At 51.7% G+C, this 22,213-nt stretch carries 29 protein-coding genes; 17 read left to right on the forward strand and 12 right to left on the reverse strand.

The window, feature by feature from the left end; translation table 11 throughout:
- Positions 1-95: 95 nt before the first annotated feature.
- The 5 genes from NNL38_RS07300 to NNL38_RS07320 all read right to left on the reverse strand — a co-directional run bounded on the left by NNL38_RS07300 (position 96) and on the right by NNL38_RS07320 (position 2,767).
- Positions 96-542 (reverse strand): methyltransferase family protein, encoded by a 447-nt coding sequence (locus tag NNL38_RS07300; protein WP_255390350.1) that lies wholly within the window; start codon positions 540-542, stop codon positions 96-98.
- A 55-nt stretch (positions 543-597) separates the two neighbouring features.
- Positions 598-1,209, reverse strand: a complete 612-nt coding sequence (locus tag NNL38_RS07305) for a Crp/Fnr family transcriptional regulator (RefSeq protein ID WP_255390351.1) — start codon at positions 1,207-1,209, stop codon at positions 598-600.
- Between the two features lie 158 nt (positions 1,210-1,367).
- A complete protein-coding gene (locus NNL38_RS07310; RefSeq protein ID WP_255390352.1) occupies positions 1,368-1,757 on the reverse strand; it encodes a hypothetical protein in 390 nt (129 codons plus the stop codon).
- Between the two features lie 464 nt (positions 1,758-2,221).
- A complete protein-coding gene (locus NNL38_RS07315; protein WP_255390353.1) occupies positions 2,222-2,575 on the reverse strand; it encodes a DUF1428 domain-containing protein in 354 nt (117 codons plus the stop codon).
- 9 nt (positions 2,576-2,584) lie between these two features.
- Positions 2,585-2,767: a YciI family protein gene (locus NNL38_RS07320; RefSeq protein WP_255390354.1), complete on the reverse strand. Its 183-nt coding sequence runs from the start codon at positions 2,765-2,767 to the stop codon at positions 2,585-2,587.
- A gap of 326 nt (positions 2,768-3,093) precedes the next feature.
- Here NNL38_RS07320 and NNL38_RS07325 point away from each other — a divergent pair, with 326 nt between their 5' ends.
- Complete coding sequence (locus NNL38_RS07325; protein WP_255390355.1) at positions 3,094-3,516, forward strand: YkvA family protein; 423 nt, start codon at positions 3,094-3,096, stop codon at positions 3,514-3,516.
- A gap of 59 nt (positions 3,517-3,575) precedes the next feature.
- Here the strand turns inward: NNL38_RS07325 and NNL38_RS07330 are convergent, their stop codons facing one another.
- From NNL38_RS07330 to NNL38_RS07340, 3 genes are all read right to left on the reverse strand, one after another.
- Positions 3,576-4,583: an AraC family transcriptional regulator gene (locus tag NNL38_RS07330; protein WP_255390356.1), complete on the reverse strand. Its 1,008-nt coding sequence runs from the start codon at positions 4,581-4,583 to the stop codon at positions 3,576-3,578.
- 39 nt (positions 4,584-4,622) lie between these two features.
- Positions 4,623-5,408 (reverse strand): SDR family NAD(P)-dependent oxidoreductase, encoded by a 786-nt coding sequence (locus tag NNL38_RS07335; protein WP_255390357.1) that lies wholly within the window; start codon positions 5,406-5,408, stop codon positions 4,623-4,625.
- Between the two features lie 172 nt (positions 5,409-5,580).
- Positions 5,581-6,348, reverse strand: coding sequence for a GNAT family N-acetyltransferase (locus NNL38_RS07340; protein ID WP_255390358.1), 768 nt, complete (start codon positions 6,346-6,348; stop codon positions 5,581-5,583).
- 208 nt (positions 6,349-6,556) lie between these two features.
- On the opposite strand from NNL38_RS07340, the gene NNL38_RS07345 reads away from it, so the two are divergent.
- The 12 genes from NNL38_RS07345 to NNL38_RS07400 all read left to right on the forward strand — a co-directional run bounded on the left by NNL38_RS07345 (position 6,557) and on the right by NNL38_RS07400 (position 15,092).
- Positions 6,557-6,928, forward strand: coding sequence for a TFIIB-type zinc ribbon-containing protein (locus tag NNL38_RS07345; protein ID WP_255390359.1), 372 nt, complete (start codon positions 6,557-6,559; stop codon positions 6,926-6,928).
- Between the two features lie 81 nt (positions 6,929-7,009).
- Entirely contained in the window at positions 7,010-7,486 is a 477-nt protein-coding gene (locus NNL38_RS07350) for a GNAT family N-acetyltransferase (protein ID WP_255390360.1), read from the forward strand.
- A gap of 9 nt (positions 7,487-7,495) precedes the next feature.
- Positions 7,496-7,786 carry a YciI family protein gene (locus tag NNL38_RS07355; protein WP_255390361.1) on the forward strand — a complete coding sequence of 97 codons (291 nt, stop codon included), beginning with the start codon at positions 7,496-7,498 and terminating at the stop codon, positions 7,784-7,786.
- A 69-nt stretch (positions 7,787-7,855) separates the two neighbouring features.
- Entirely contained in the window at positions 7,856-8,206 is a 351-nt protein-coding gene (locus NNL38_RS07360) for a hypothetical protein (protein WP_255390362.1), read from the forward strand.
- A 62-nt stretch (positions 8,207-8,268) separates the two neighbouring features.
- Positions 8,269-8,808, forward strand: a complete 540-nt coding sequence (locus tag NNL38_RS07365; RefSeq protein ID WP_255390363.1) for a GNAT family N-acetyltransferase — start codon at positions 8,269-8,271, stop codon at positions 8,806-8,808.
- Positions 8,809-8,902: 94 nt separating this feature from the next.
- The gene (locus NNL38_RS07370) at positions 8,903-10,108 is read left to right on the forward strand and encodes a retropepsin-like aspartic protease (protein WP_255390364.1); all 1,206 of its coding nucleotides are present in this window, start codon (positions 8,903-8,905) and stop codon (positions 10,106-10,108) included.
- 78 nt (positions 10,109-10,186) lie between these two features.
- Positions 10,187-10,552, forward strand: coding sequence for a MerR family transcriptional regulator (locus NNL38_RS07375; RefSeq protein ID WP_255390365.1), 366 nt, complete (start codon positions 10,187-10,189; stop codon positions 10,550-10,552).
- A gap of 47 nt (positions 10,553-10,599) precedes the next feature.
- A complete protein-coding gene (locus NNL38_RS07380) occupies positions 10,600-11,169 on the forward strand; it encodes an NAD(P)H-dependent oxidoreductase (RefSeq protein ID WP_255390366.1) in 570 nt (189 codons plus the stop codon).
- A gap of 226 nt (positions 11,170-11,395) precedes the next feature.
- Complete coding sequence (locus NNL38_RS07385; protein ID WP_255390367.1) at positions 11,396-12,439, forward strand: S66 family peptidase; 1,044 nt, start codon at positions 11,396-11,398, stop codon at positions 12,437-12,439.
- Between the two features lie 162 nt (positions 12,440-12,601).
- A complete protein-coding gene (locus tag NNL38_RS07390; protein ID WP_255390368.1) occupies positions 12,602-13,354 on the forward strand; it encodes an SDR family oxidoreductase in 753 nt (250 codons plus the stop codon).
- Positions 13,355-13,465: 111 nt separating this feature from the next.
- The gene (locus NNL38_RS07395) at positions 13,466-14,041 is read left to right on the forward strand and encodes a hypothetical protein (RefSeq protein WP_255390589.1); all 576 of its coding nucleotides are present in this window, start codon (positions 13,466-13,468) and stop codon (positions 14,039-14,041) included.
- Positions 14,042-14,069: 28 nt separating this feature from the next.
- A complete protein-coding gene (locus tag NNL38_RS07400; RefSeq protein ID WP_255390369.1) occupies positions 14,070-15,092 on the forward strand; it encodes an AbrB family transcriptional regulator in 1,023 nt (340 codons plus the stop codon).
- A 25-nt stretch (positions 15,093-15,117) separates the two neighbouring features.
- Here NNL38_RS07400 and NNL38_RS07405 read toward each other — a convergent pair whose 3' ends face one another.
- Complete coding sequence (locus tag NNL38_RS07405; protein ID WP_255390370.1) at positions 15,118-15,726, reverse strand: LysE family translocator; 609 nt, start codon at positions 15,724-15,726, stop codon at positions 15,118-15,120.
- Positions 15,727-15,828: 102 nt separating this feature from the next.
- Between NNL38_RS07405 and NNL38_RS07410 the strand changes: the two genes are divergently transcribed.
- Positions 15,829-16,713 (forward strand): LysR substrate-binding domain-containing protein, encoded by an 885-nt coding sequence (locus NNL38_RS07410; RefSeq protein WP_255390371.1) that lies wholly within the window; start codon positions 15,829-15,831, stop codon positions 16,711-16,713.
- Between the two features lie 15 nt (positions 16,714-16,728).
- Here NNL38_RS07410 and NNL38_RS07415 read toward each other — a convergent pair whose 3' ends face one another.
- The 3 genes from NNL38_RS07415 to NNL38_RS07425 all read right to left on the reverse strand — a co-directional run bounded on the left by NNL38_RS07415 (position 16,729) and on the right by NNL38_RS07425 (position 19,100).
- Entirely contained in the window at positions 16,729-17,796 is a 1,068-nt protein-coding gene (locus NNL38_RS07415; RefSeq protein ID WP_255390372.1) for a ParB/Srx family N-terminal domain-containing protein, read from the reverse strand.
- Positions 17,797-17,930: 134 nt separating this feature from the next.
- Positions 17,931-18,608 carry a DUF3334 family protein gene (locus tag NNL38_RS07420; RefSeq protein WP_255390373.1) on the reverse strand — a complete coding sequence of 226 codons (678 nt, stop codon included), beginning with the start codon at positions 18,606-18,608 and terminating at the stop codon, positions 17,931-17,933.
- Between the two features lie 132 nt (positions 18,609-18,740).
- Complete coding sequence (locus NNL38_RS07425; protein WP_255390374.1) at positions 18,741-19,100, reverse strand: glutathione S-transferase N-terminal domain-containing protein; 360 nt, start codon at positions 19,098-19,100, stop codon at positions 18,741-18,743.
- 395 nt (positions 19,101-19,495) lie between these two features.
- Between NNL38_RS07425 and NNL38_RS07430 the strand changes: the two genes are divergently transcribed.
- The 3 genes from NNL38_RS07430 to NNL38_RS07440 all read left to right on the forward strand — a co-directional run bounded on the left by NNL38_RS07430 (position 19,496) and on the right by NNL38_RS07440 (position 21,924).
- Positions 19,496-20,422 carry a response regulator gene (locus NNL38_RS07430; protein ID WP_439651389.1) on the forward strand — a complete coding sequence of 309 codons (927 nt, stop codon included), beginning with the start codon at positions 19,496-19,498 and terminating at the stop codon, positions 20,420-20,422.
- Positions 20,419-21,417 carry a sensor domain-containing diguanylate cyclase gene (locus NNL38_RS07435; RefSeq protein WP_255390376.1) on the forward strand — a complete coding sequence of 333 codons (999 nt, stop codon included), beginning with the start codon at positions 20,419-20,421 and terminating at the stop codon, positions 21,415-21,417. The genes NNL38_RS07430 and NNL38_RS07435 overlap by 4 nt, the downstream gene beginning before the upstream one ends.
- A 153-nt stretch (positions 21,418-21,570) precedes the next feature.
- Positions 21,571-21,924 (forward strand): DUF3802 family protein, encoded by a 354-nt coding sequence (locus NNL38_RS07440; RefSeq protein WP_255390377.1) that lies wholly within the window; start codon positions 21,571-21,573, stop codon positions 21,922-21,924.
- Positions 21,925-22,213 lie beyond the last annotated feature (289 nt).

A 22,213-nucleotide genomic window follows, 5' to 3' on the forward strand; every position in this document is an offset into this window, starting at 1 on the left:
CGATCCTGAAACCATATCTTGAGGACTCGGCTGCGAGAACACGCTTTCCAGCTCGTCGTTCGTTTGTCGCGACGAGCTTTTTTTGTTTGCAAAAGCTATATCCAGCGCCGCACTTTTTGGCAATAGGCGTCATATTCTGCCCCGAACTTTTCGCGCATCATTTTTTCTTCAAACGCGATATACCACCGGTCAGTGATGAGCAAAAAAAGTGCGGTCAGCAGCAGTGAGGAAACGGAGCCGCCAATCAGGATGGCGACGCCGGCCAAAGCGATGCCAAACCCCAGATACATCGGATTTCGGCTGTATTGAAAAATGCCTTCAGTGATCAGCACATCCGGCTTATCAAATGTCATGATATTGGTCTTGCGTTGTTGAAAGATTCTCTTGCCGGTTGCAGCCAGTTCGAGTCCGGCGACGATGAACAGTGCACCAATGAAATTGTAAGGGGATGGAATGGTGTGGTTCATGCCAAATGCCCAGCCGAGCACGCACATAGTCACGATAAACATCACAAACAAGATTGGCGGTAATAACTTTTTCATAGTGAGTCTCCTTTAGAAGTTGAGTCAAGCTTAAAAGGAGAGCAGTGCCAGTACCTTAACTTATGTTAAGTCCATGTGATGTCAGATTCATCTCCCGGCGGATCCTGGACAGGGTGACATCGGTGACCCCGAGATACATAGCGACATGGCGCAACGGGATCTGGGTGCTTTCTTCACCAAACTCATCCAGAAATTGCTCATATCGCTGCCGTGCACTGAGCAGCAGAAAATCCGCTTCTCGCTTTTCTTTTTTCAGTACCAGTCGTTCATAGACCCGGCGCAAAAAAACGGACCAGGCATGGTGCTGTTCGCTAAGTTCAATCAAAGCTTGATAGTTGATCGAGGCGACAGTGCAGGTGGTGATGGCTTCTGCATAAAACGGACTGCCATGGCCTTCGACCAGTGAGCTGACACTGGCAAAAGCGCCGCCGGTTCTGACTAAAGACTTGTTACGTTCCGTGCCGGAAGCATCGATATAAAAATACCGGCCAATACCGTTCAATAAGAAGTGAATTTCACTGACGAGATCACCAGCGGAGAAAATTTCAGTTTTCGGTGGGTAGTGACGAAATGAAAAAAGGGTGTGGGCCTCGTGCAAATCCGCCTGACGAAGCGGGGCGAGGGCTGACAAGGTTTCGAATAGCAGTGTTTGATGATGGTTGTCCATATGTGTCCTTTCCATGATTTTTTCAAACAAACTATTTCATGCTGTGGGCAGGTTTGCAATTGGGGATCTGCGGTGCGGTTTGTGGGAATACTTTATGGTCTCGTGGGTCACACATTGTTGAAAAATTTGGCAAAAGGCGGCAACTGCCGCCTTCTGAATCAATGCGATGCTTGACTGGCTTCGCTCATTAACAAAGTATTTTTCATTCTGAAGGCCAGCACCAGACTGGCGATTGATACCAGATTTAATCCAATCAGGCCCCATGCTGCGGATGAGCCGGCTTGAAGAAGAAACCAGACACTAATGCCAGTGGCAACAGCGGCTGAGATAGCTGCCAATGTTTGCTGTTGGAGCCACGCGGTGATTGCACAAGAAGCGGAGGCGAAAAGGAGTAAGTAGGCAAGACCACCGATATGATGACCGGCTTGGTAGAGCTGAACGCCCTTGAACATGCCGCCAAAGCCACCGAAGTCAATGTAAGCCAAGGGCATAAACCAGAGTGCAACACCACCGATGCCTAACAGTAAGCCGATGATTTTTCTATCCATGTTGTTTCTCTTATGGTGATAAAAACAATCTCGCACGTCCACAAGTTACGCCTGCGTAAACAAGGCAGTAATCGCGTAAGCAACCGAATGTACACATGCGGATATGCGTGTCGATTTATATCAAATTGTGTGATAAAAATCATCGGCTTCCCTACGCGAATGATGAATAAAAACCTGCAATATGATGTGATTGCGCGATAATTCACCGAAAAAGCATCGCACCATCCAATCGCATGCGTTCACTATCATGTGATGGGGCTGCTCATATGCTCGATGATCCAGGTATCGGTTGCCGTATCGTAGCAAGTATCGATAAAGGCTAAGTCTCCGAGTTGAAAGACCAACCCGGATTCATTGGCGCGGGGCTGGTTGCCGCACATGACGTTCATCAGAGCGTTGAGAGAGCTAGATGTTGGCGGCGCTGTTGCCAGGAGCGTGATTCGCCACGCTCCTGGGAGGGGACATTAACAGTCGACCAGGACCTCGAAACCGCCATAGATCAGCCGCTTGCCATCAAATGGCATCGGATTCACTTTAGGGTCGCACATTGGGTCGTCAAAGACCTTGGGCATCGCTTCATCGCGAACGGCTTTGGAGGGCCACCAGATCCAGGAGAACACGACAGTTTCATTCTCTTGGCATTTGACTGCCATCGGGAACGAGGTGATTTCCCCTGCGGGAATATCATCGCCCCAGCATTCAATCACTTTGTCGGCACCGTATTTTTTAAACACCTGCGCAGCTTTTTCGGCATGGTTGCGGTACGCTTCACGCTTGTCATTTGGGACGGCGCAGACAAATCCATCAACATAACTCATGTTTACCTCCTATAGAAAATTACACTTACTGACTTTGTCCTCAAAACCATTGGGCAGTCTCTCGCCGGCTGACATGATCCCGGAGCGAACCAGCTTTTGATTGTCGTCACTCATCGCGGTTAAAAGCGTTTCGTTTGGCATGCTCCCGGCTTCTGAGCTGGGGGATGCTTTGACGATCACCATGACTTTCATGTCGTTTCTCTTGCCGTGTGAAATGAGAACGAGATTCTGTATGTGGCCTGTTTCTAGACCTTAGTCGAATGGGGGCAAGCTGAATCGACAAAGGCAGAAATAATTATTATTTGTGAGGAGTACTGTGTCGAAAGTGCTACTTGATTTGCAACGGCTGGATTTTTTGTTTGAGCAGCTCGCCCAGGGCAAATATAGGACTTGGGGGCGTGGTATGGTGAACGGACTGGGGGGGACTGGAGTGAATGTTTTTTCAGATGACGCCAGTTCTACCTTGGGTAGAGTCGCTATCATTGAATCAGGGCAAGGATGTTGATTGAGGAGTCGAGATGAACAACATGACTGAACAAAAGGCCGATCAGACCCTGCGTGACAGTGCCGGCAAAGTGACTGAACGAGATCTTGAAACCGTGCTGGATAAAGAGCAGGAGATTGAACGCAAGGTCCGAGCAAGCGGAGCACTGCGGGAATATCTGAATGCTGTGGTTTCCATGTTCGCACTGATCAAAGCGTACTGGCAGGGGGAATATCGGGAGATCCCCTGGTTCACGATTGCGGCGATTGTTGCTGCGCTCTTGTATGTGTTTAACCCGATGGACCTCTTACCGGATGTGCTCCCGTTTGTTGGCCTGGTTGATGATGCTATGGTCATTGCGACCTGCCTGAAGTTAGTGAAGCAGGACCTGTCCAGGTTTGAAGAGTGGCAGCAAAGCTCCATGACATCACCGCGAGCAGGCGATAACGGCACCTGAGTGTCGAATTGATGAAGCGATGCCATCAATTCGAATTTTTGCTACAAACGGAGCGTCGTTCAGGCATGGTGTTTGAGGTATTGCTCTCTGTAGTGGCCCGGGGAGTTTCCCTTCCACTGGCTGTAGGCGCGAATAAATGAGTTGGGCTCATGAAAACCAAGTAGAAATGCAATTTCGCCCAGCGACAAGTGCGATTTTTCCAGGTAGTGATCGGCCAACTCGGTACGCATTGTCTGCAATACGGACTGAAAACTGGCCGCTTCGGCGGTGAGTTTTCGCTGTAACGTCCGTTTGCTGATCGCCAGCCGATCAGCCACGGCCTCGATCGAGCTTTCACCGCTCGGCAGGGCTTCGAGCAATACGGCCTTCACCCGTGCCACCATACCGGCAGACGCATCCAGATCAGACAGCTGCTGATTGAGGGAAGACTCAAAGTAGTCCCACATTTTGGCGTTTGAGGTCAGGAAAGGCAAAGCGGCATCTTCGGCCCGGAAACGAAGCGCGACCCGCTGGCCTTGTTTGATCCGGCAGCCAAAATAGGCCTCATAGGCAGCCAGGTTTTGCGGAAGCGCGGTGAGCTCGACTCCAATCGGAGCAATGGCCTCCCGGGTCGCCAGTCGACTCAATTGAGTAAAAAAGACCATTTCGGCCAAGGCCAGGCTGCTGGGAAAGTTTCCCTGATAGCCATAACAGTGTAAGGCGAGTTGGGTTTCCGCCGCTGACTGAGTGACATCTAACACCATCGGACCGATCAGGGGCTTATATTGGCTGATCCGCTTTAGGGCGACATTCAAGTTCGGGCTGCAGATCGCGGCAAAGATCGGGGCATCAAAGGATTCAACCGATAAGTGCTCTGCCAGTAACAGGGGCACCTCTCTGTCACCGGCTGCTTTCTCAATCCCCAGCCAGAGCTGGAAATACTCAAGGGGCGACAACGCCGCCTGCGGTTGCTGAAACAGATCGGCCGGCAGCCTGGCGTAGCGCAGCACGTCGGTGATCTCGAGCTGCATATCTTTAAGCAGCACTTTGCAATTGGGGGAGATCGTAAACTTGCTGGCTATTTTCATCGTCAAACTCCTCGGACAATCTGTCTGCTATCCGGTAACTTATGCTGTTTTTTCCATCGCCTGACGCGACATTTTCAGGACCAGTTTACGAGGAAGCAACGGCACAATCCAATTAAGCATGAATTTCAGGCCACCTTCATTGAAACTGACCAACTCGCCTTTTTCCATCGCCCGGTAGCCGCATTCTGCAACGGAGCGGGCCGATTTGGCTTTCTTCCAAATTTCAACACCTTCCAGATCGCCGGCGCTGACAAAACCAGTGTCGACGGCGCCGGGGCACAGGGTGGTCGCCGTGACATTATATTCGGCAACTTCTGCGGCAATGGCCTGGGTGAATGAGGTGACATAAGCTTTACTCGCATAATAAACGGCTTGCAACGGACCCGGCATAAAAGAGGCCGTTGACGAGACGTTGAGGATCCGCCCGGAACGACGGGTAACCATGCCTTTTAGATAGAGATGCGTCAGGCTGGTCAGTGAGAGCATATTCACCTGCATCATCGCTTGTTCAGCGGCTAAATCACGCGTATGAAACAGGCCATGTCCGCCGAATCCGGCATTGTTGATCAGGGTATCAACCTGGATGCCAAGCTGTTCCGTCTGCTCGAAAATCGCTGCAGCAGCATCAGGCTGCGCTAGATCGGCCACAATTACGGTGATCTGGATTGGGTACTGGCTTTCCAGCTCGGACTTCAACGCTTCAAGTTTGTCCCGGGAGCGGGCAACAAGTACCAGATTGCCACCTTGATGGGCGTGGATTTTTGCCAGTTCCATGCCAATGCCGCCAGAAGCGCCGGTAATGAGTGCTGTGTTTGCTTGTGTCATTGTGCTTTGCCTTGTGTGGTGTTGATAGGTTTATTTTAGGAAATCTGATCGCGCCACACATTCGCAGATGACGACAAGGTGCTGGCAAATGGCGCCAACGACACAGCCGATAAGTGACGCCGTCACTTATCGGCTGAATGGCACCGGGGCGCTAAGATGCAGGGAGCTGGTCTTAACGAAGACAATAGATGTAGGGCGTAGTCGTGGCGATCAATTGAAAGCCGTGCTTTTCGACAATCGGCCGGCTCATATCAGAGGCATCAATGGTGAGAAATTGCTTACCGCGCCGTTTAGCATCGTTGATCCGCTGATGCAGCAGGGCAGAATAGTAGCCCCGGCCACGAAAAGCTGCCAGGGTACTCCCACCCCAGATACTGGCAAACGGGCTCTCGTCACGATAGACGATCCAGGCCGAAGACACCGGCCGGCTTTGCTCATAGACCACATAGATGGTGATATCGTCGGGTGTTTGTTGCTTGGCCTGGATTAAGTGCGACAGTTGATGGCTTAAATCACCGCCCCAGACCTGCTCCTGAACCTGGATTGCATCACGAATACCATCAATATTACTAACCTCGACCACACAGTCCGGTACGGGCTGTGATGCTTCGACCGTTTCCAACGACAGAACCATGAAGGATTCAGAGGCCTCCCGGGTAAAACCATGGGCAAGCAGTGTCGCACCAAGGTCTGCCGGATGGTCGGTGCTGTAGGTTTTCCATTCAAAAGGTTGACCTAACCGGGAAAAGGCCGCGATCTCATTCGCTACCCGCTCATTGGCTTCGTCGGCAGAAAAACAGTGAAAACTGACAAAACTGCCGGGACCGTGTTGTGAGATAAACTTCACCAAGTGCGGGGATTCGACTTTGCTAAAGCCGGAAAACTTCGCGTCCTTTCGTTCATGCTGATTGTAAGCATGCATCACTTCCGATGGTTTCAAATCGTGCTCCCAATGAGTGAATCGCTGGTGCAAATTGTGGCGTATTGCCAGATTATTCACCAAATATGATATGGGATACAATTTTACGATGTCACATTATTTATAACATCTTGATTTCAGTGCTATAGTTTCAGCCTGATTGGCGCGCTGGTAAGCCGTGTGAGCGTGATCCGGTGCCCTGTAAGTATGATGTGGAAAGGAATAGGCGATGAAGTGCCCGAAATGTAAATCTGACTTTGAGCAACTGCACACCCCACTGGGTGACGTGGAGCGGTGTACCCACTGTAAGGGCTTATGGGTCGATATTTATGAATTGGAAGATGTGAAGCCGATTGCTGAAAGCCTGGATACCGGTGATATCGAGGTCGGGAAAGAATTTAACAAAATCGGTCACATTGATTGCCCGGTTTGTCCGAACAATCAACTGCTACGGATGGTTGACCCGAAGCAGCCGCATATCTGGTTTGAAAGCTGTCCGACTTGTTACGGTCGTTTCTATGATGCCGGTGAGTTGATTGACCTGTCCGAATACACCATCAGTGACTTTCTGAAAAAATTTACCGTCAAAGAGCGCCATTAATCGAGGCATCGTGCCGCGCTTAACCTGAAGGAATGAAAAGACCGGGTCAAGATACCCGGTCTTTGCTCAATGGAATTGATTATGAACGTAAGAATTGCGACATCTGCCGATATTGAGGCGATTTGCCGCCTGGGTTATCAGATTAACCAACTGCATTACCGACATGTTCCGCATGTCTTCAGCGATCCTGCCCGAAGTGACAGCGGCAGTGCGTTTTGGCTCGATCTGATGGCGGCTGAAAATACCATTTTTTATGTCTCTGAAATCGAATCGCGGGTGAGTGGGTTTATTGTTGCGCGCCTGACCCAGAACACGGATGTCAGTTTTCTGAACGCAAACCGAATCTGTCGGGTGAACACCATTGTCGTGGATGAAGAATGCCAGGGCAGTGGCATTGGCGCGGCCCTGATGACGGCGGTGGAGCAATGGGCCGTGAAAAACCAGGCGGACGAAATGCGTCTGGAGGTGATGGAATTTAATCGTCAGGCCCAGCAATTTTATGAGTACCAGGGATTTGGGACCCAATCACGGATTATGAGTAAGTTACTGAAACAATAAGGAGATCGGATGTTTGTCGTCTCATTGCACTACGTTTGCGAAATACAGGAAGTTGAACAGCACCTCGAAGATCATGTGGCGTTCCTGGACAGGGAATATGCCAACGGGACATTTCTGGCATCGGGGCGGAAAAATCCAAGAACCGGTGGGGTGATCCTGGCGCGGGCTGAAAGTCAGACTCAGTTGGAGTCTATTCTGGCGCAAGACCCGTTTTATCAGCATGGTCTGGCTGAATATGAGATCACCGAGTTTGTGCCAACCCGAACATCAGCTGAGTTGCGCTGCTTACTCGAAGCCTGATCGAACGCCGTTTGGCGCATGTTTGATCTATTTTGAGGGGCAGTAAAGTGATTTTGACAGGAGAACCCGATGGATTTTCGACAGCTATCTGATCAGGCGTTATGGGATATCGCCAACCCGCTGATGGATAACCTGATGCAAGGCTCGACTGACATCGATCATGCCAGGCATACCCGTGATTTTACCGAGCGGATGCGCAAGATTGTGATGCCGGAATACTTAGAGCGGATCTGTAAACAATATCAGGCTGAGAAAGGCTTTTTCACGGAGCGAACCCCGGTTTGCGTGTTCAAGCGGCCGGACTCTGCGGCTTTCGTCTGGAAGCAGGGATTCAGCAAGGTTGAAGGTGAGTACGTTGCGGAAATGGTCCTGGTCTATCAGGGTGGACGTTACTTGGTTGATCATGTGATGGTGTTTTAATCGGCCACGAATGCAATAAAGAGTGTGTGAAGTCGCATTCAACAGTGACAAGGAGCAATACGTTGGAAATTAGGTTGGCACAACAGGAAGATTTGCCGGGATTCTTTGAATATCTGGCCCGGCAGCTGCAAGAGAACGGAAGTAAAAACACAGCGTTGTTTCACCCGCTCTCCCGTGATCAGCTCGAACTGTCTGAAGCGATGAAAAGCCGTTTTCGTGATGGCATGGACAAAGAAGTCGGCGAGGCAGGTTGGCGTCAGATTTGGCTGGCCGTGGAAGGAGAGTGCATCCTGGGCCATATCGATTTGCGCCATCATGATGAGCCGAATACCCAGCACCGGGCACTTTTGGGCATGGGCGTGGATAGCCAGTGTCGGGGGCAGGGGTTGGGCAAAAAGCTGATCCGATATGTGATGGACTGGGCCGCGACCCATAGTGCGTTTGAATATCTCGACTTATGGGTGTTGTCTTCAAATGCGCCGGCTTGCCGCTTGTATGAGCGAGAAGGGTTCACCCAGTGTGCGTCGATCTCGGACATGTATCGGATCGACGGACGTTCGGTCTCATATTTGATGATGACACGTCCGTTGCACCGGGTCTGAATGAAAGCTGTCATCTTGTATTCCTGAGGCCGGTTGTCTGTGGGGAACTGTCAGACAGGAGGTCATGTAAGCCAATGCTAAGGAAGGACATTGAGTGTCGATACGAAAATTACTGGCAGCACTCCCGATCCTGTTGATCAGCAGCCATGGGATGGCTGCTGATTCTGCTCAGATAAACACAAGCCAGGACGCCATGACGATTCAATCTGAGACGGTGAAAATAGAGCAATTTGCTGAGATTTATGCGCTAATGAAACGTGCTGAGTTTGACGCGGCTGAGCAGGCGCTCGCGAAGCGTTATCAGCAGGATAAACAAGTGTTGCCGTTGTGGGTGTCATTGCTGACCGAGCTGGAACGTTTCGAGAAGTTGCGGGAGCTGGTCGCGCAGGGGATCCTTAAGCCCGGTGACGACAGCGCGGTATTGGCTCAGCTCTATCGCAACCAACCTGCACCGGCACTAGAATATGTGGCTGAGCAAGGAGAGATCCCGCTAGAGAGCCACTTCCTGGTGACGCTACCGCGCGCGGAAGTACAGATTGACGGCAAGACATTTTATTTTGTGCTGGATACGGGGGCGTCAACCAATGTGATCACTCAGCGGGTGGCAGATAAGCTGGGGATCGTCGCCGAGCCGAAGCACCAGGTCTCAATTGATACCGCAACCGATAACGAAGTGTTTGCCCAACTGGCGATTCTGCCGTCTTTCCGGCTGGGGCCGACAGCGCTGCATCATCAGGCTGCGGTGATTGTCGAGAATGAAGCGCTTGAGCAGCGGTTACTGGGAATCAGCTGGTATCAGCTCGATGGTATTATCGGCTGGCCGGTGCTGAAGAAAATGAACCTGACGTTTAATTTTGCCGACAAGTCACTGCTGATCCAGCAGCCGGTCAAAAAAACAGGTCAACCAACCAATTTGGTGTGGCTGTTTGATGATCCTATGGTGCTGACCCAGTCGGCGGAAAAAGGCGACTTGCTGTGGTTTTTAGATACCGGAGCGATGCGTAGCCAGGTGACGGAGCGATACTTGACCCGCCATGCGATAAATGATCTGGATTGGAAGTCTAAACAGTTTTCCGGGTTGGGTGGCAAAGGCAAGGAAGAGAAAACCGCCAGTCTGGATGCTGTCGAATTTGTTTTCCCATCGGCCACGGTCATGGTGGAAGATATTGAGGTCCGGGTGGAGCATGAAGACTGTAAACACAGCCTGTGCGACGGCCGGATTGGGGTCGACACGGCGAAAAAGCGGATTATGAATATCGATTTCTACAACGGCCGCTTTGATGTCCGGGATATCGAGTAACCGCTGAGCCCGGCTTCACTGAAGTTGAGCGTGAGCCGATATCGAATCGTTTGAAGGGGTTAGGAGGAGTTACTGAGGATGTATATTGGAGCCGTCGCCAAACAAACGGGGCTTTCCGTCAAAGCGATTCGTCTGTATGAGAAAAAAGGGCTGATCCAGCCTCCGGCGAGGCACGGCCGCTACCGGGTCTACCGCGCCCAGGATGTTGAAGCCCTGAAACTGATTGTTGAGGCGAAATCACTGGGAGTGACGTTAGCCCGGCTCAAAGATGTGATTGTTTATCATGATGGTGAACTCGACTGGCAGCGAATCGGCTTGTTTCTGACTGAGGTCAAGCAATCCCTTGAGCTGGAAAAGCAGGCGCTGGAAGCGAAAATTGCTCAGGCGGCTCAGTGCCTGCAATCGCTTCATTCCTGTCCGAAAATGCTTGACTCTGCCCTTTAGGGCAGACCGTAGAATCGTTGTCTCAACACCGACAGGAGAAAGAGACAATGAAAATTATGGTACTTAACGGTAACCCGAAAAAAGACAGCCTAAGCCGTCACTTGGCCGATATTTATGAGGTGGAAGCCAGAGAAGGGGCCGAGATTCGACGTTTTAATCTGGGTCAGATGGCCTTCAACCCCAGCCTGGATTGCGGATATGACTCGGAGCAACCGCTGGAACCTTGTTTGGTTGAGTTTCAGGACGCGTTAACCTGGGCCGATCATCTGGTGATTGTCGCCCCGATCTGGTGGGGTGGCGTGCCAGCGAAGCTAAAGGGACTGCTTGACCGGGCTTTTCTGCCGGGATTTGCTTTTCGTTATGCGTCGGGCTCACCGGAGCCGGTCCCGCTGCTGGCCGGCAAAACCGCACGCCTGATCCTGACCATGGACGCGCCGGATACTTTCCTGGCGGAACAAGCGGCCCCTGTGCTGGCGCAATTGGATCGTTATACGCTGCAATTTAGCGGGATCGCACCGGCTGAGGTCGATCTGTTTGGCTCCGTGATTATGGCGGATGAGGCACAACTTCAGCTGTGGGGAGAGACGGTCAGGTCCCACGGGGCTGCCTGCCGATAATCTTTGGTCAGCCTGAAGGCGCGTTGCCGCTTTATCGACAAAAGTCTCGTTCAAGGCGTTCGGTAATGAACGCCTTTTTGATCCGATGCACCTAGCCATCCAATCTTCTGAAACATGAAAATCCAAGGGGAAGTAATCCCAGTTTTCGCAGCAAGAACAGTTCATTAACACCATTGAGGCGTCTTTTGATAGGATGTTGAAACTGCATCAGAGAAGGAACCGACCCATGACATGGACGAATATTCGTTATCCCCGGCCGCTGGCGCCGGGTGCCACTATTGCCGTGACCGCTTTCTCCGCAGGCGTCCCCGAGGCGTGCCACCCGCGGCTGGAGATTGTACTCGCTCATTTGAGAGCGCAGGGTTTTCAGGTGATTGAAGGGGGCTGCCTGCGGGAGAACATCAAGCATGTCAGCGCCCCGAAGGAAGTCCGGGCCCGGGAGCTGATGCAATTTCTCTGTGACGACCGCATCGATGCTCTGATGCCGCCCTGGGGCGGAGATTTTGCCATGGATCTGTTGCCGTTACTGGACTTTGAACAATTAGCCGCGGTGAAGCCCAAATGGCTGATTGGCTTTTCCGATATCAGTACCTTGCAGATGGCCCTGACGACCCGATTGGGCTGGGCCACTGCACATACGGCCAACCTGATGCAACTGCATCCTGAAGAGCGCGAGCCCCTGACCCGAAGCGTATTTGACTGCCTGAACCAAGCTACCGGGGAGGATGTTGCCCAGCAGTCTTCGACAACGTACCAGGTTGCCGGGGAGTCGTTTGCCGACAACCCGGATGCGGTGCTCTCTCTGACGGCATCCACGTGCTGGCAGGTCTTGGGCGATGCCAATACGGCAAAGGTTGAGGGCCGCTTGATTGGCGGATGCCTGGATACCTTGTGTCATCTGGCCGCAACGCCTTATTTCGACCTTGCATCCTTCCGCCGTGCATCAAGTAACGATGGGGTGCTGTTGTACTTTGAAAATGCGGAAATGCCGCCGACCGTGTATTTACGCACTTTACTGGGGCTGAAATATCAGGGCATGTTTGAAGGGCTGAACGGGATCATCATCGGCCGAAATGCCGTGTCGAAGGCAGAAGGGCAAGGCATCACCAGTGATGAGGCTCTGTGTCAGGCATTGGCTGATTTACCGGTTCCTGTGATTTTTGATGCAGATATTGGCCATTTACCCCCGAACCTCACCATGATCAATGGTGCCTTTGCAGAACTGTCCGTGGCAGACGGTCAAGCGACGCTGAAACAAATGCTTTGCTGATCACTGCTGTGCCAAGACTGGCATGTGTCAACTCCAGCTTGTTTATTTACATCCCGTTAACCGGGCTCACATTTTTGTGTGACAAATAAGCATTTAGTTTGATATGTTGCAGGCGTCAACTTAGGATGCGAACCCAGAATCACGGATTGTAAGGGACTGATCATGAAACAGGAAAAAGTGGCGCTGATCACCGGCGCCAGCCGCGGGATCGGCGCAGAAACGGCCAAGTTGCTTGCCAGCAAAGGCTATGCGGTTTGTGTGAACTACCGAACCGATCATGATGCAGCTGAAAAGGTTGCTGATGAGATCCGCGCGATGGGCGGCCGGTGTATCACGGCCCAAGCCGATGTCTCGCAGGCGGATGACGTTGAAGCGTTGTTTGCCCGGGTCGACCAGGAACTGGGCACCTTGACGGTACTGGTCAACAATGCCGCGATATTGCAGTCCCAATGCCGACTGGATGAAATGACCGCTGAGCGCGTGAACCATATCCTGAGCGTGAATGTGACCAGTTGTTTCCTGTGCTGCAAAGCGGCGGTGCTGCGGATGTCGACTCGGCACGGGGGGCAGGGCGGCACCATTGTCAATGTGTCTTCCGGTGCTGCACGGAGCGGCTCTCCGAATGAATATATCGATTATGCAGCTTCGAAAGGGGCGATGGATACCCTGACCAAGGGGCTGTCGCTGGAAGTGGCTGCCGAAGGGATCCGGGTCAATGGCGTGCGTCCAGGGCTGATCTATACCGAGATGCATGCTTCCGGTGGCGAGCCGGGACGAGTGGATCGACTGAAATCGAAGATCCCGATGCAGCGGGGCGGCGAAGCCCATGAAATTGCCGAGGCGATCTACTGGCTCGCCTCTGAGAAATCGTCGTTTTCGACCGGATCCTTTATCGATCTCGCCGGCGGGTTGTAATCCCAATCGGAGTCAATCAGGGGTTATCCTGGTTTGTTCAAACGCTATTACTGCTCACTGACTGTGATTGGTATAACCCGAAAACGATCTTATGCAAAACAAGGAGTAATGATGACACCGGATGTTCAGGCCCTGGGACTTGAAGGGCTGCCGCTGCAGCAGGCATTGGTTGCATCGGCAATCGACGCATTTTACCCCGATGAAGATGTTCTGGCGGCTGTTCTCGTCGGCTCGCTGGCAAAAGGGGGCGGTGATCGGGTTTCTGATGCCGATGTCATTGTGCTGACCATGCGGGATCGTCATCGTCGGGCGGGTGATCTGTTTCAAAAATTTGAGGCTGACAAAGCGATCTTCTATACCTTGGCTGGTGAGCATAATGGGACGGTGAGTTTTCGCAAATACCTGTTTGAGGATCTGACCAGCGCAGAAATTCACTGCCTCGATCTCTCAGAGCCGTTCTTGTTTTGTCAGCCCTACCGGATTTTGTTTGATAAAGCGGATGTGGTCGCACAGCGCTTGACCGATGATCCGGCACCCAAACATGAGGATTTTCCGGCGTATACGTGTGGCGATGACGGGCTGATCTGGGAACTGTTTGACTGTATTAAGTGGCTTAGTCGCGGCAATACGGATCTGGCTAAAGGGTATCTGAAAAAGCTGGCCCGTGAACTGGATGAAGATCGCTGAGCCGGATGAGGCGAGCGTGGAGTAAAGCATGGAACTGTTGAAAAGTGCGCTGGTGGCCCTGGTTGGTGCCGGGGTTGGGGTGTTGAGCGGCATTCCGCTTGGCGAGCTGTTCGGTGCCGCCTTGGCCGTGATCGTAGCCAGGCAAACATTTGGCCTCACCACTCAGTTACCCGGCTGGATATTAACCACTGTTCAGCTGATTCTGGGAGTGAGCGTCGGGGCCGTGGTGAAGTTTGATGCCTTGCTGATGACTATGACCTGGCCGGCGATGATTGGGCTTGCGCTGTGCCTCATCGTTCAAATGGCGATCAACTATTGGTGGCTGCATGCCAAAGAAGGGTGGAGTCCGTTTGAATCGATGCTGGGGGCCGTGCCGGGTGCGATGGCTGCCATCCTGATGGTCAGTGAAACCCATGCCAAGCCCTCGCCGAAAATCGTCTTTGCTCACTCAATTCGCCTGATCACCCTGGTGGCCGTTGCTGCGGTGATCTCCTGGTGGCTGCCGATGAACTCGGTCGAACATTCGGCTCAGCCGGCGGTATTCTGGCCGGCTCTGGGGGCTGTGCTGGCGGTCAGCCTCTTGATTGGCAAGCTGGTGGAACGGCTTGGGTTTCCGGCACCCTATATGGTGGCTGCATTGCTTTGCGCTGCCGTGTCAAACACCCTGTTTCCGGATTGGGTATTGCTCGTGCCGGAGATGCTCCTGCTGGCAGCGACAGCCATGCTGGGGGCGTTGATCGGGAGCCGCCTGGCGCAAACCACACTTCGTGAGGCCATTCGTTACGCCAGAGCTGGCTTTATTGTCACGGTTTATGGTTTGCTGGTTACGGTTGTTTTTGCCTGGTCGTGGTCGCACTTCATCGGGATCAGCCCTGTGGTGTTGTTGCTGTCGTGGGTACCGGGCAGTGTCGAAGCCATGACTGCTGTGGCGTTGTTATTGGGACTGGAGCCGGTCTTTGTGATGGTTAATCATATTCTCAGACTACTGATCCTCCACGCGCTGCCGGTAGTGCTGAAAACCCAGTTGGCACGCGTGGCGGATCAGTCCTGATTCCAGAGCAGGAGAATGTGCCGGCTTAGTCAGCGGCCAGCAGGGCCCCGAAGGTCATGAGGCCGGCACCGCATACCTGATCGAAACGCTTTTTGACTTTTTTCAGTCGTGATTGCAACGGCGCCGAGGTGAACAGCAGCGCGACCAGCGCAAACCACAAGCCATGCAGCAGCATCATATAGAGCCCGTAACCCACTGCGGTCAGGTGGCTGTGATCGTCCGGTGAAATCACCTGGCTGAAGATACTAAGAAAAAACAGCATGGTTTTCGGGTTGAGCACATTACATAGAAAGCCCTGGGACAGATAGCGCAGTCCTGCGACCTGGGTTGTTTCATCGGCCCGGGTATCCAGCGTGTTGTTGGCAGTCAGGATTCCTTTCAGGCCTAAATAGATCAGGTAAGCTGAACCGGCATAGCGGATCGCCGTAAATAAGGCCTCATTTTGTGAGATGAGGTAACTAATCCCCAAGACGGAGTAACTGATATGGACACTGATCGCCAGGCTGATCCCCAGCGCAGTCCATAGCCCGGCTTTTCTTCCTGCCCCAATACTGTTTTTCAGAACCAAGACGAAATCAGCACCCGGGCTCATCACAATGAGTAAGCCCAGCAGTGCAAATCCAAGTATTTCCATGACATCTTCCTGTAATGTGTGATCGAATAGGGTGATTGTAACCAGCCCGGCAGCTCTTTATAATCGATTTTATCTCTCTCAATATGTGAGAAAAAATCACAGATGAGGCACCTGAAAGCATTTTATATTTTCCATGTCGCTGCGGGGGCGGCCAGCTTTACCGAAGCTGCCCAGCGGTTGTCGATCACCCATGGCGCGGTGAGCAAGCAAATCAAACTGCTGGAAGCGTATTTGTCGCAATCATTATTCGAGCGACAGGGGAGGCATGTGGTGCTTACCGCAGCCGGGAAACAGTTGTATCGGTATACCGAGCAGGCGTTTAAGGCGCTGGAGTCCGGGGTTAGTGCGCTCGCACAAAGCAATGAGCGGTGTCTGGAAGTCTCCTGTGAGCCGACGTTAACTATGCGTTGGCTGATGACCCGGTTGTCGGATTTTTATCAGCAACATCCCGGCACGGACATCCGTTTGTCGACGGCGGGGGGCCCGGTCACCCTGGGGTCGAACGGGCTCTCTTTAGCGATCCGCCGGGATGATTTTGCGCTGCGGCCCGATTATCTCAGCCAACCGTTGGTCGAAGAATGGGTTGGGCCGGTGTGCTCTGCACAATACTGGCAGCAGATGCAATCGACGCCGCAACAGGTCAAGCTGCTCCATAGTCAGACCCGGCCCCAGGCTTGGGCGGAATGGTCCGCCAAATCCGGTAGCGATTTGATCCAGCACCAGTCCCAGCAGTCATTCGCTCATTTTTACTTTTCATTACAGGCCGCAGTTGATGGCTTGGGGATGGCGATTGGCTCTTATCCGCTGGTGATGGACGATTTGCTGCGGGGGAATCTGATTGCGCCGTATGGCTTTGTTCGCTCGGGCCATCGCTATGTGTTGATCAGCTTGTATGAAGAGCCACGCATTGCCCTGGAGCAGCAGTTTTCCATTTGGATCCAGCAACAGCTTGCTGCTTGTATCCCTGATGTATGCCGGGAAAAATAAACCGGCTGTGCCGGCTTATAGCTTGTCGTCTTGTGCCGGGCTCGGCTCCTCGACAGCCTCAGTTAAAGCCTCGGCTTTTTCCTTCTCAGCAGCTTTTTCTTTTTCCAGCAGGCGTTTCGGGGTCGATTTTTCTTTCAGGTACTGGCGGTAGGCCTGGGCCTGGTTAAAATCAGAGTCTTCGGTGTCAATGAGTGCCGCGAGCGCTTTACTATCGACCTGATTGAGCTGACCCATGGCCTTGGCCGATAATTTAGATTTCGCAACTTGTGCGTCCTCATCAAGGTCAACTATTACGGTTGCTGCTTCTGTCAGGGCTGCGGCATATTCATCCGGGATGTTCAGGTCATACTCGCTCACTTTCATGTGCTTGCGGATTTCCTTCGCCCAGTGGTATTCAAAAAATGGGATGGCATCTTCAGGTTTTTTGTAACTGATCCCGTTGAGAAACAACACCAAAGACAAGTATTTATCATGCTTGAGCTGTTTTTTCCCCAGATACTCGGGCAGATCATCCGGAGCAATCTTCTTGCCCCGGAAATTATACAGCCACAGCTCATGGTCCTGATTCATTTCAGCCCAGAAGTCATCGCCGGAGTCGATCAGGTTATGGGTCACTTTCACCATGACCGGGACGCTGGTACCGCCGTTGGGCATATCCCAGAACGTGGACAGTTGGTGATGCCCCGAGGTGAGATAAAGTAGCCCGTCTTCCGGTCCGACGACCACAGTGCTGAGTGCATCCTCATGCTGGCCTGTTTTGTCAATGCAAGTGTAGGAGTCGGGTTTGGTCGGCTTGGATTTCTTGGACCAGTCTTTGACACTTTTGGCGCCGTTAGCACGGCATAAATCGTCGAAGACCAGTTTTGGATCGTTTTGATATCGATTGAGCCTGGCATATTGCCAGTCATAGCTGAGCACTGCTTGTGTTGGCAGCAGTTGGTCTAATGCCACAGTGACCACGTCCCCCGATGCTAAACCGGCATATGGGCTTTCCTCTTCATCCTCGGCATTGGCCGGAAGTTGTAACAGGTATGTGGCGAAGCAGAGTAGGAAAAGTCGTAAAAAGTCACGAAGACTTGGCATAGTGCTGCACTCATAAAAATGAATCACATCATGAGTCTAGCAACTGTCAGGGTGGAGGCGTGTTTAAGAAATAATAAACCCGAGTTGCCCGGAGAATTTCGGGAATCACTCGGGTTTACTTAAGGAACCGGTGCTTACAGGCCAAGTTCATCCAACAGGTCTAAATCGACTTCAGCTGAGGCTGATGCGGTTTCTTTTTCAGCCTGTGCTTTTTTTGTACTCTCGATAATGCTGTCCGGATCGAGATCTTCGTGCTGCTCGAAATCTTCCAGCTGGATAAACTCAGTTTTATCCATCGCCAGTTCTAAGTAGAAAATATTGCCTTTCGCGGTGGTGAAGCTCACCCGGCGTGCTTGCGGGCGATCCAGGTTGGTATCGACCGACAGCAAAATTTGTTTGTTCAGGGCCAGCATCTTCGGCTGGTTTTGCATAATGGAGATCCGTAGCTCACGACGGATTTTGCTGGTGAAATCACCGACGACCTGGTTCATCAGTTCGCCGAGGACATCGGCCACCTCATCAGAGGAGTGGTGAATCGCCAGGTCATCTTCAGGGATGCCCATCTTCAGCATGTAGTTCTGGTACAGTTCCAGCGCTGCCTGTTGAGAGAAGTTATTGACCACCAGGCCGGTAAAGCCGCCGTCAAACAGAACGAAGCAGCCGATATCCGGCTTGAGGCTGGTTTTGTTGATCTTCTGAACCATGGCCGAGTAGCCGATCTGGCTATCAGTTGCCGTCGATAAGACCGTTGAAATGGACTGACACAGTTTCAGCAGAATGTCGTCAGTCGTAATGGTTTTGGTTTTTTTCATTGTCTCGGATACCTAGCTGGCTTTCACTGCAGTGTGCCATATCGCGGGCGAATGGCACAGGCGAGTGCGAAGCAAATTGAGATGGTTCACTGTTTTATGGACACATCTGGCAGACGCTGCCTGAATAGCGACTTAAGCGAAGCGTTTTTCCAGATAGTTGATGATATCAGCAGACTCATACATCCATTCGATTTCGCCGTTGTCTTGCTCTATACGCAGACAAGGGACTTTGCGTTTGCCGCCGCCGTTGATCAGCTCCTGCTCCCAGGATGTTTGCTTGGCATCCCGGGTTTCCAGCGGCAGGTTCAGGCGCTTCGCTGCACGACGAACTTTGACGCAAAATGGGCAAGCTTCAAATTGATAGAGTTGAATTCGGCGCACTTCGGCATCAATCTGTTGTTGCTGAGCGGCCTCGCGCTTCATCGGCTTAGGAGAAAAAACAGCGTTGAAGAGAAGAATCAGGCGTCCGAGGATCCAGCGGATAACTTGCATGGGCGAGAGAGTCCTTGATGTTATGGATTTGGGGAGCGATTGTATTACATGCGGTCTGAATTGGTAACTAAAAAGTATCGGCTGTGTCTGTCCGTGTGACTTGTGAACCCGGAGGCGTGACGGCAGGTTTGGTGGGGGAGCGGATGGAGACTGATTTTCGCTGAAACTACCGGTATTTGTATGATGTTGGAACACTGTCGTCTTTTTGACTGTCACTGGCGTGGATAGTGAAAAATTCGATCCAGCTCACTTATTAAAACTATTTCATAGTGTCCAATGAGGATTATGACATCGGTCGATTATGATTAGAGTGGCATTTTTAGAGGGAACCAACGCTAGTGGCGAAAACTCATAACATTCTTATCTGTGACGATTCACCCGTCGTACACCGGGCGATGTCGAGGATTTTATCCGGACAACCATCAGTCTCTTTGTTCTTTGCTGAAAATGGTAAAGAGGGTTTGGCGTGTCTTGCGGCCCAGCCGATCGACGTTATGTTCCTTGATTTGACGATGCCGGTTATGGATGGCTTTGAGGTTCTCAGCGAGCTCTCGGCGACCGCGCATCAGACTAAGATCATCATCTTGTCGGCGGATGTCCAGCGGCAGGCCATGGAGCGTTGTATCGCCCTGGGCGCGCACCAGTTTGTGCCAAAACCCTTTGATCCCCATCATCTCATTTCAGTACTGAAGCCTTTGGGGATCACCCTGGCCGCCGCCCAGGAGCCGCCCTCGACCCTTATGAGTCATGATGAATATTGCTATATTCAGGCTTTCAAAGAGGTCGCGAATGTGGCGCTCGGTAGGGGGGCGGCTATTATCTCGGATCATTTCGGCGACTTCATCAAGATGCCGTTGCCAAATGTGGCCTGTCTTACGCCGGGTGAATTGGAAATGACAATTGATGATATCCGGCAGCAAACTGAGCTGGTTGCGATCGCACAGCGATTTATCGGCGGCGGGATCCATGGTGAGGCCTTGGTCTGCCTGCGCGGGAAGGATGTGGAGCAATTCGGTGCCCGGTTGGGGTTTAGTCAGGTGGATGAGCATAAGAACGAAATCGTGATTGATATTGCCAACCTGATGGTGTCGTCATTCCTGGGCGCTTTGTCGGAGCAAATCAATATTCCATTTTCGGTGCGCCAGCCTATTTTACTGGAAGATTATATGATCTGGACCGATGGCGAATGTGTTTCAACCGAGCTGTTTACGGTGGAATATACCTATCGGGCGGAATCGATGGATCTGGAGTGCGAGGTGCTGTTTATGATGGATGACAGCTCGACTAAAGTGATCAAAAAAGTAATGGATACCTTACATTGAATCAAGTAACGCTTTCAGACTTTCACCTGACGATGCAGGTTCTCGATAATATTGATGCCGGGGTGGTGATTCTTGATAAAGATCACCAGGTGTGGGCGTGGAATTCGTTCATGCAGGCGTATAGTGGCATTACTTCGGATCGGATCATTGGCAAGAACCTGTTTGAGGTGATGGCGGATCTTCCGGTTGCCTGGTTGAAGCAAAAAATTGACTCGACGTTTAAGCTCAGAATGCGTTCTTTCAGTTGCTGGGAAGATCGGCCCAGCATCTTCCATTTTAGAAATTTCAGCCCGGTGACCGGTGGCGCGTCTCTGATGTATCAGAACATGACCCTGACGCCACTCAAATCTCTCAACGGGGAATTCAGCCATATTTGCCTGACGATTACCGATGTGTCGGATATTGCGAAAAGCAAAACCCATTTACGAGAGTCCAATGAGCAACTGACCCATTTGAGTATGACCGACAGGTTGACTCAGCTCTATAACCGGGGGCACTGGGAGGCTTGCCTGGCTGAAGAGTTCGAACGTTGCCGGACAGCGAATATGCCGTCAACACTGGTGATGTTTGATATTGACCACTTCAAAAAGGTCAATGATACCTTTGGTCATGTTGCTGGTGACGGGGTGATCCGCACCGTCGCCAGTATGTTGAGGCGAACCAAGCGTCAGAGCGATATTGCCGGGCGGTACGGCGGTGAAGAGTTTGGGGTCATTTTGCCGGGAACCTCGGCAGAGTTGGGGCTGTATTTTACCGAGCGGCTCAGAACACGTATTGAAGCGGCCTCCGTCGCGGTGGATGTGCGCAGTATTAATGTCACGATCAGTCTGGGGATCTGTGAATGGGCCCCTTGGATGCAAGGGTACGAGCATTGGCTCGAGTTGTCGGATCGTGCTTTGTACCATTCCAAACAAAATGGCCGCAACCAGACGACCGTTTTTTCAAAAGAACTGGGAGACGGGCGAACCCGGCATCAGCAGAAGCTTTGTAGCTGACAGGCTCTGCGGTTTTCGAGAGAGTCAACATTCATGTGTGTTGATTGTTGTTATTTTGCGATCCTTTACCGCTAGCGTTCGTAAGAGTGTTGTAATTTTGCAGAGACTTCTTAGAATTGAGGCAAATACGTACTACGGCTGTCAAAAAGTGTTATGGTTGTTGAATCTGAAGGTTATCACGCGCTGATAGAATATTTTACTGAGCATTTATCACTATTCGAAAATGTCAGTAAAGACGGGTGCAGTGAGACAGTAGAAGATGTGGTTACGGATCTGATCGCCACGAATCTCATGGCGGTTTTCTCCCAAAATCCTGATCTGGAGGCGGACTTTCGCTTCAAGTTGATGCAGGAAGCCGATGCGGTAGTGGATGATCTCAGTGAGGTCCTGGCGGGGGCATGGCATTGCTGCCCGAGCAATGAGCAAATTGCATTTCTGGAAGATTATATTGGACTGGTGAAAAACCTGTTTGATAGCGCCATTAGCCAGCAAGTTTGCCGAAGCTAATTGGTTGTTGTTTAAACCGGATTTCATTGCAGAAGGCAGCCTTGGCTGCCTTCTCTTTTTTGCGTGTCTTATCACAAATGAGTTTGCAAACTCAGTATTGTGGTTAATCTTTGATACTGAATCGTATGATTTCTACCCGAATTCCCGTTTTATATTCCCCAGAGTAATGATTGGCGTGAAGCCATCCTATCAATCCTACTGATCTAATTGATAAAAAGCATACTGTGAAATAATTTTGTCATAGTCCTCGAGTACTTTAGCGGCGCGTCATTGGAACAAGATCACAGTT

It is taken from the genome of Photobacterium atrarenae (assembly GCF_024380015.1).
Taxonomy (GTDB): domain Bacteria; phylum Pseudomonadota; class Gammaproteobacteria; order Enterobacterales; family Vibrionaceae; genus Photobacterium; species Photobacterium atrarenae.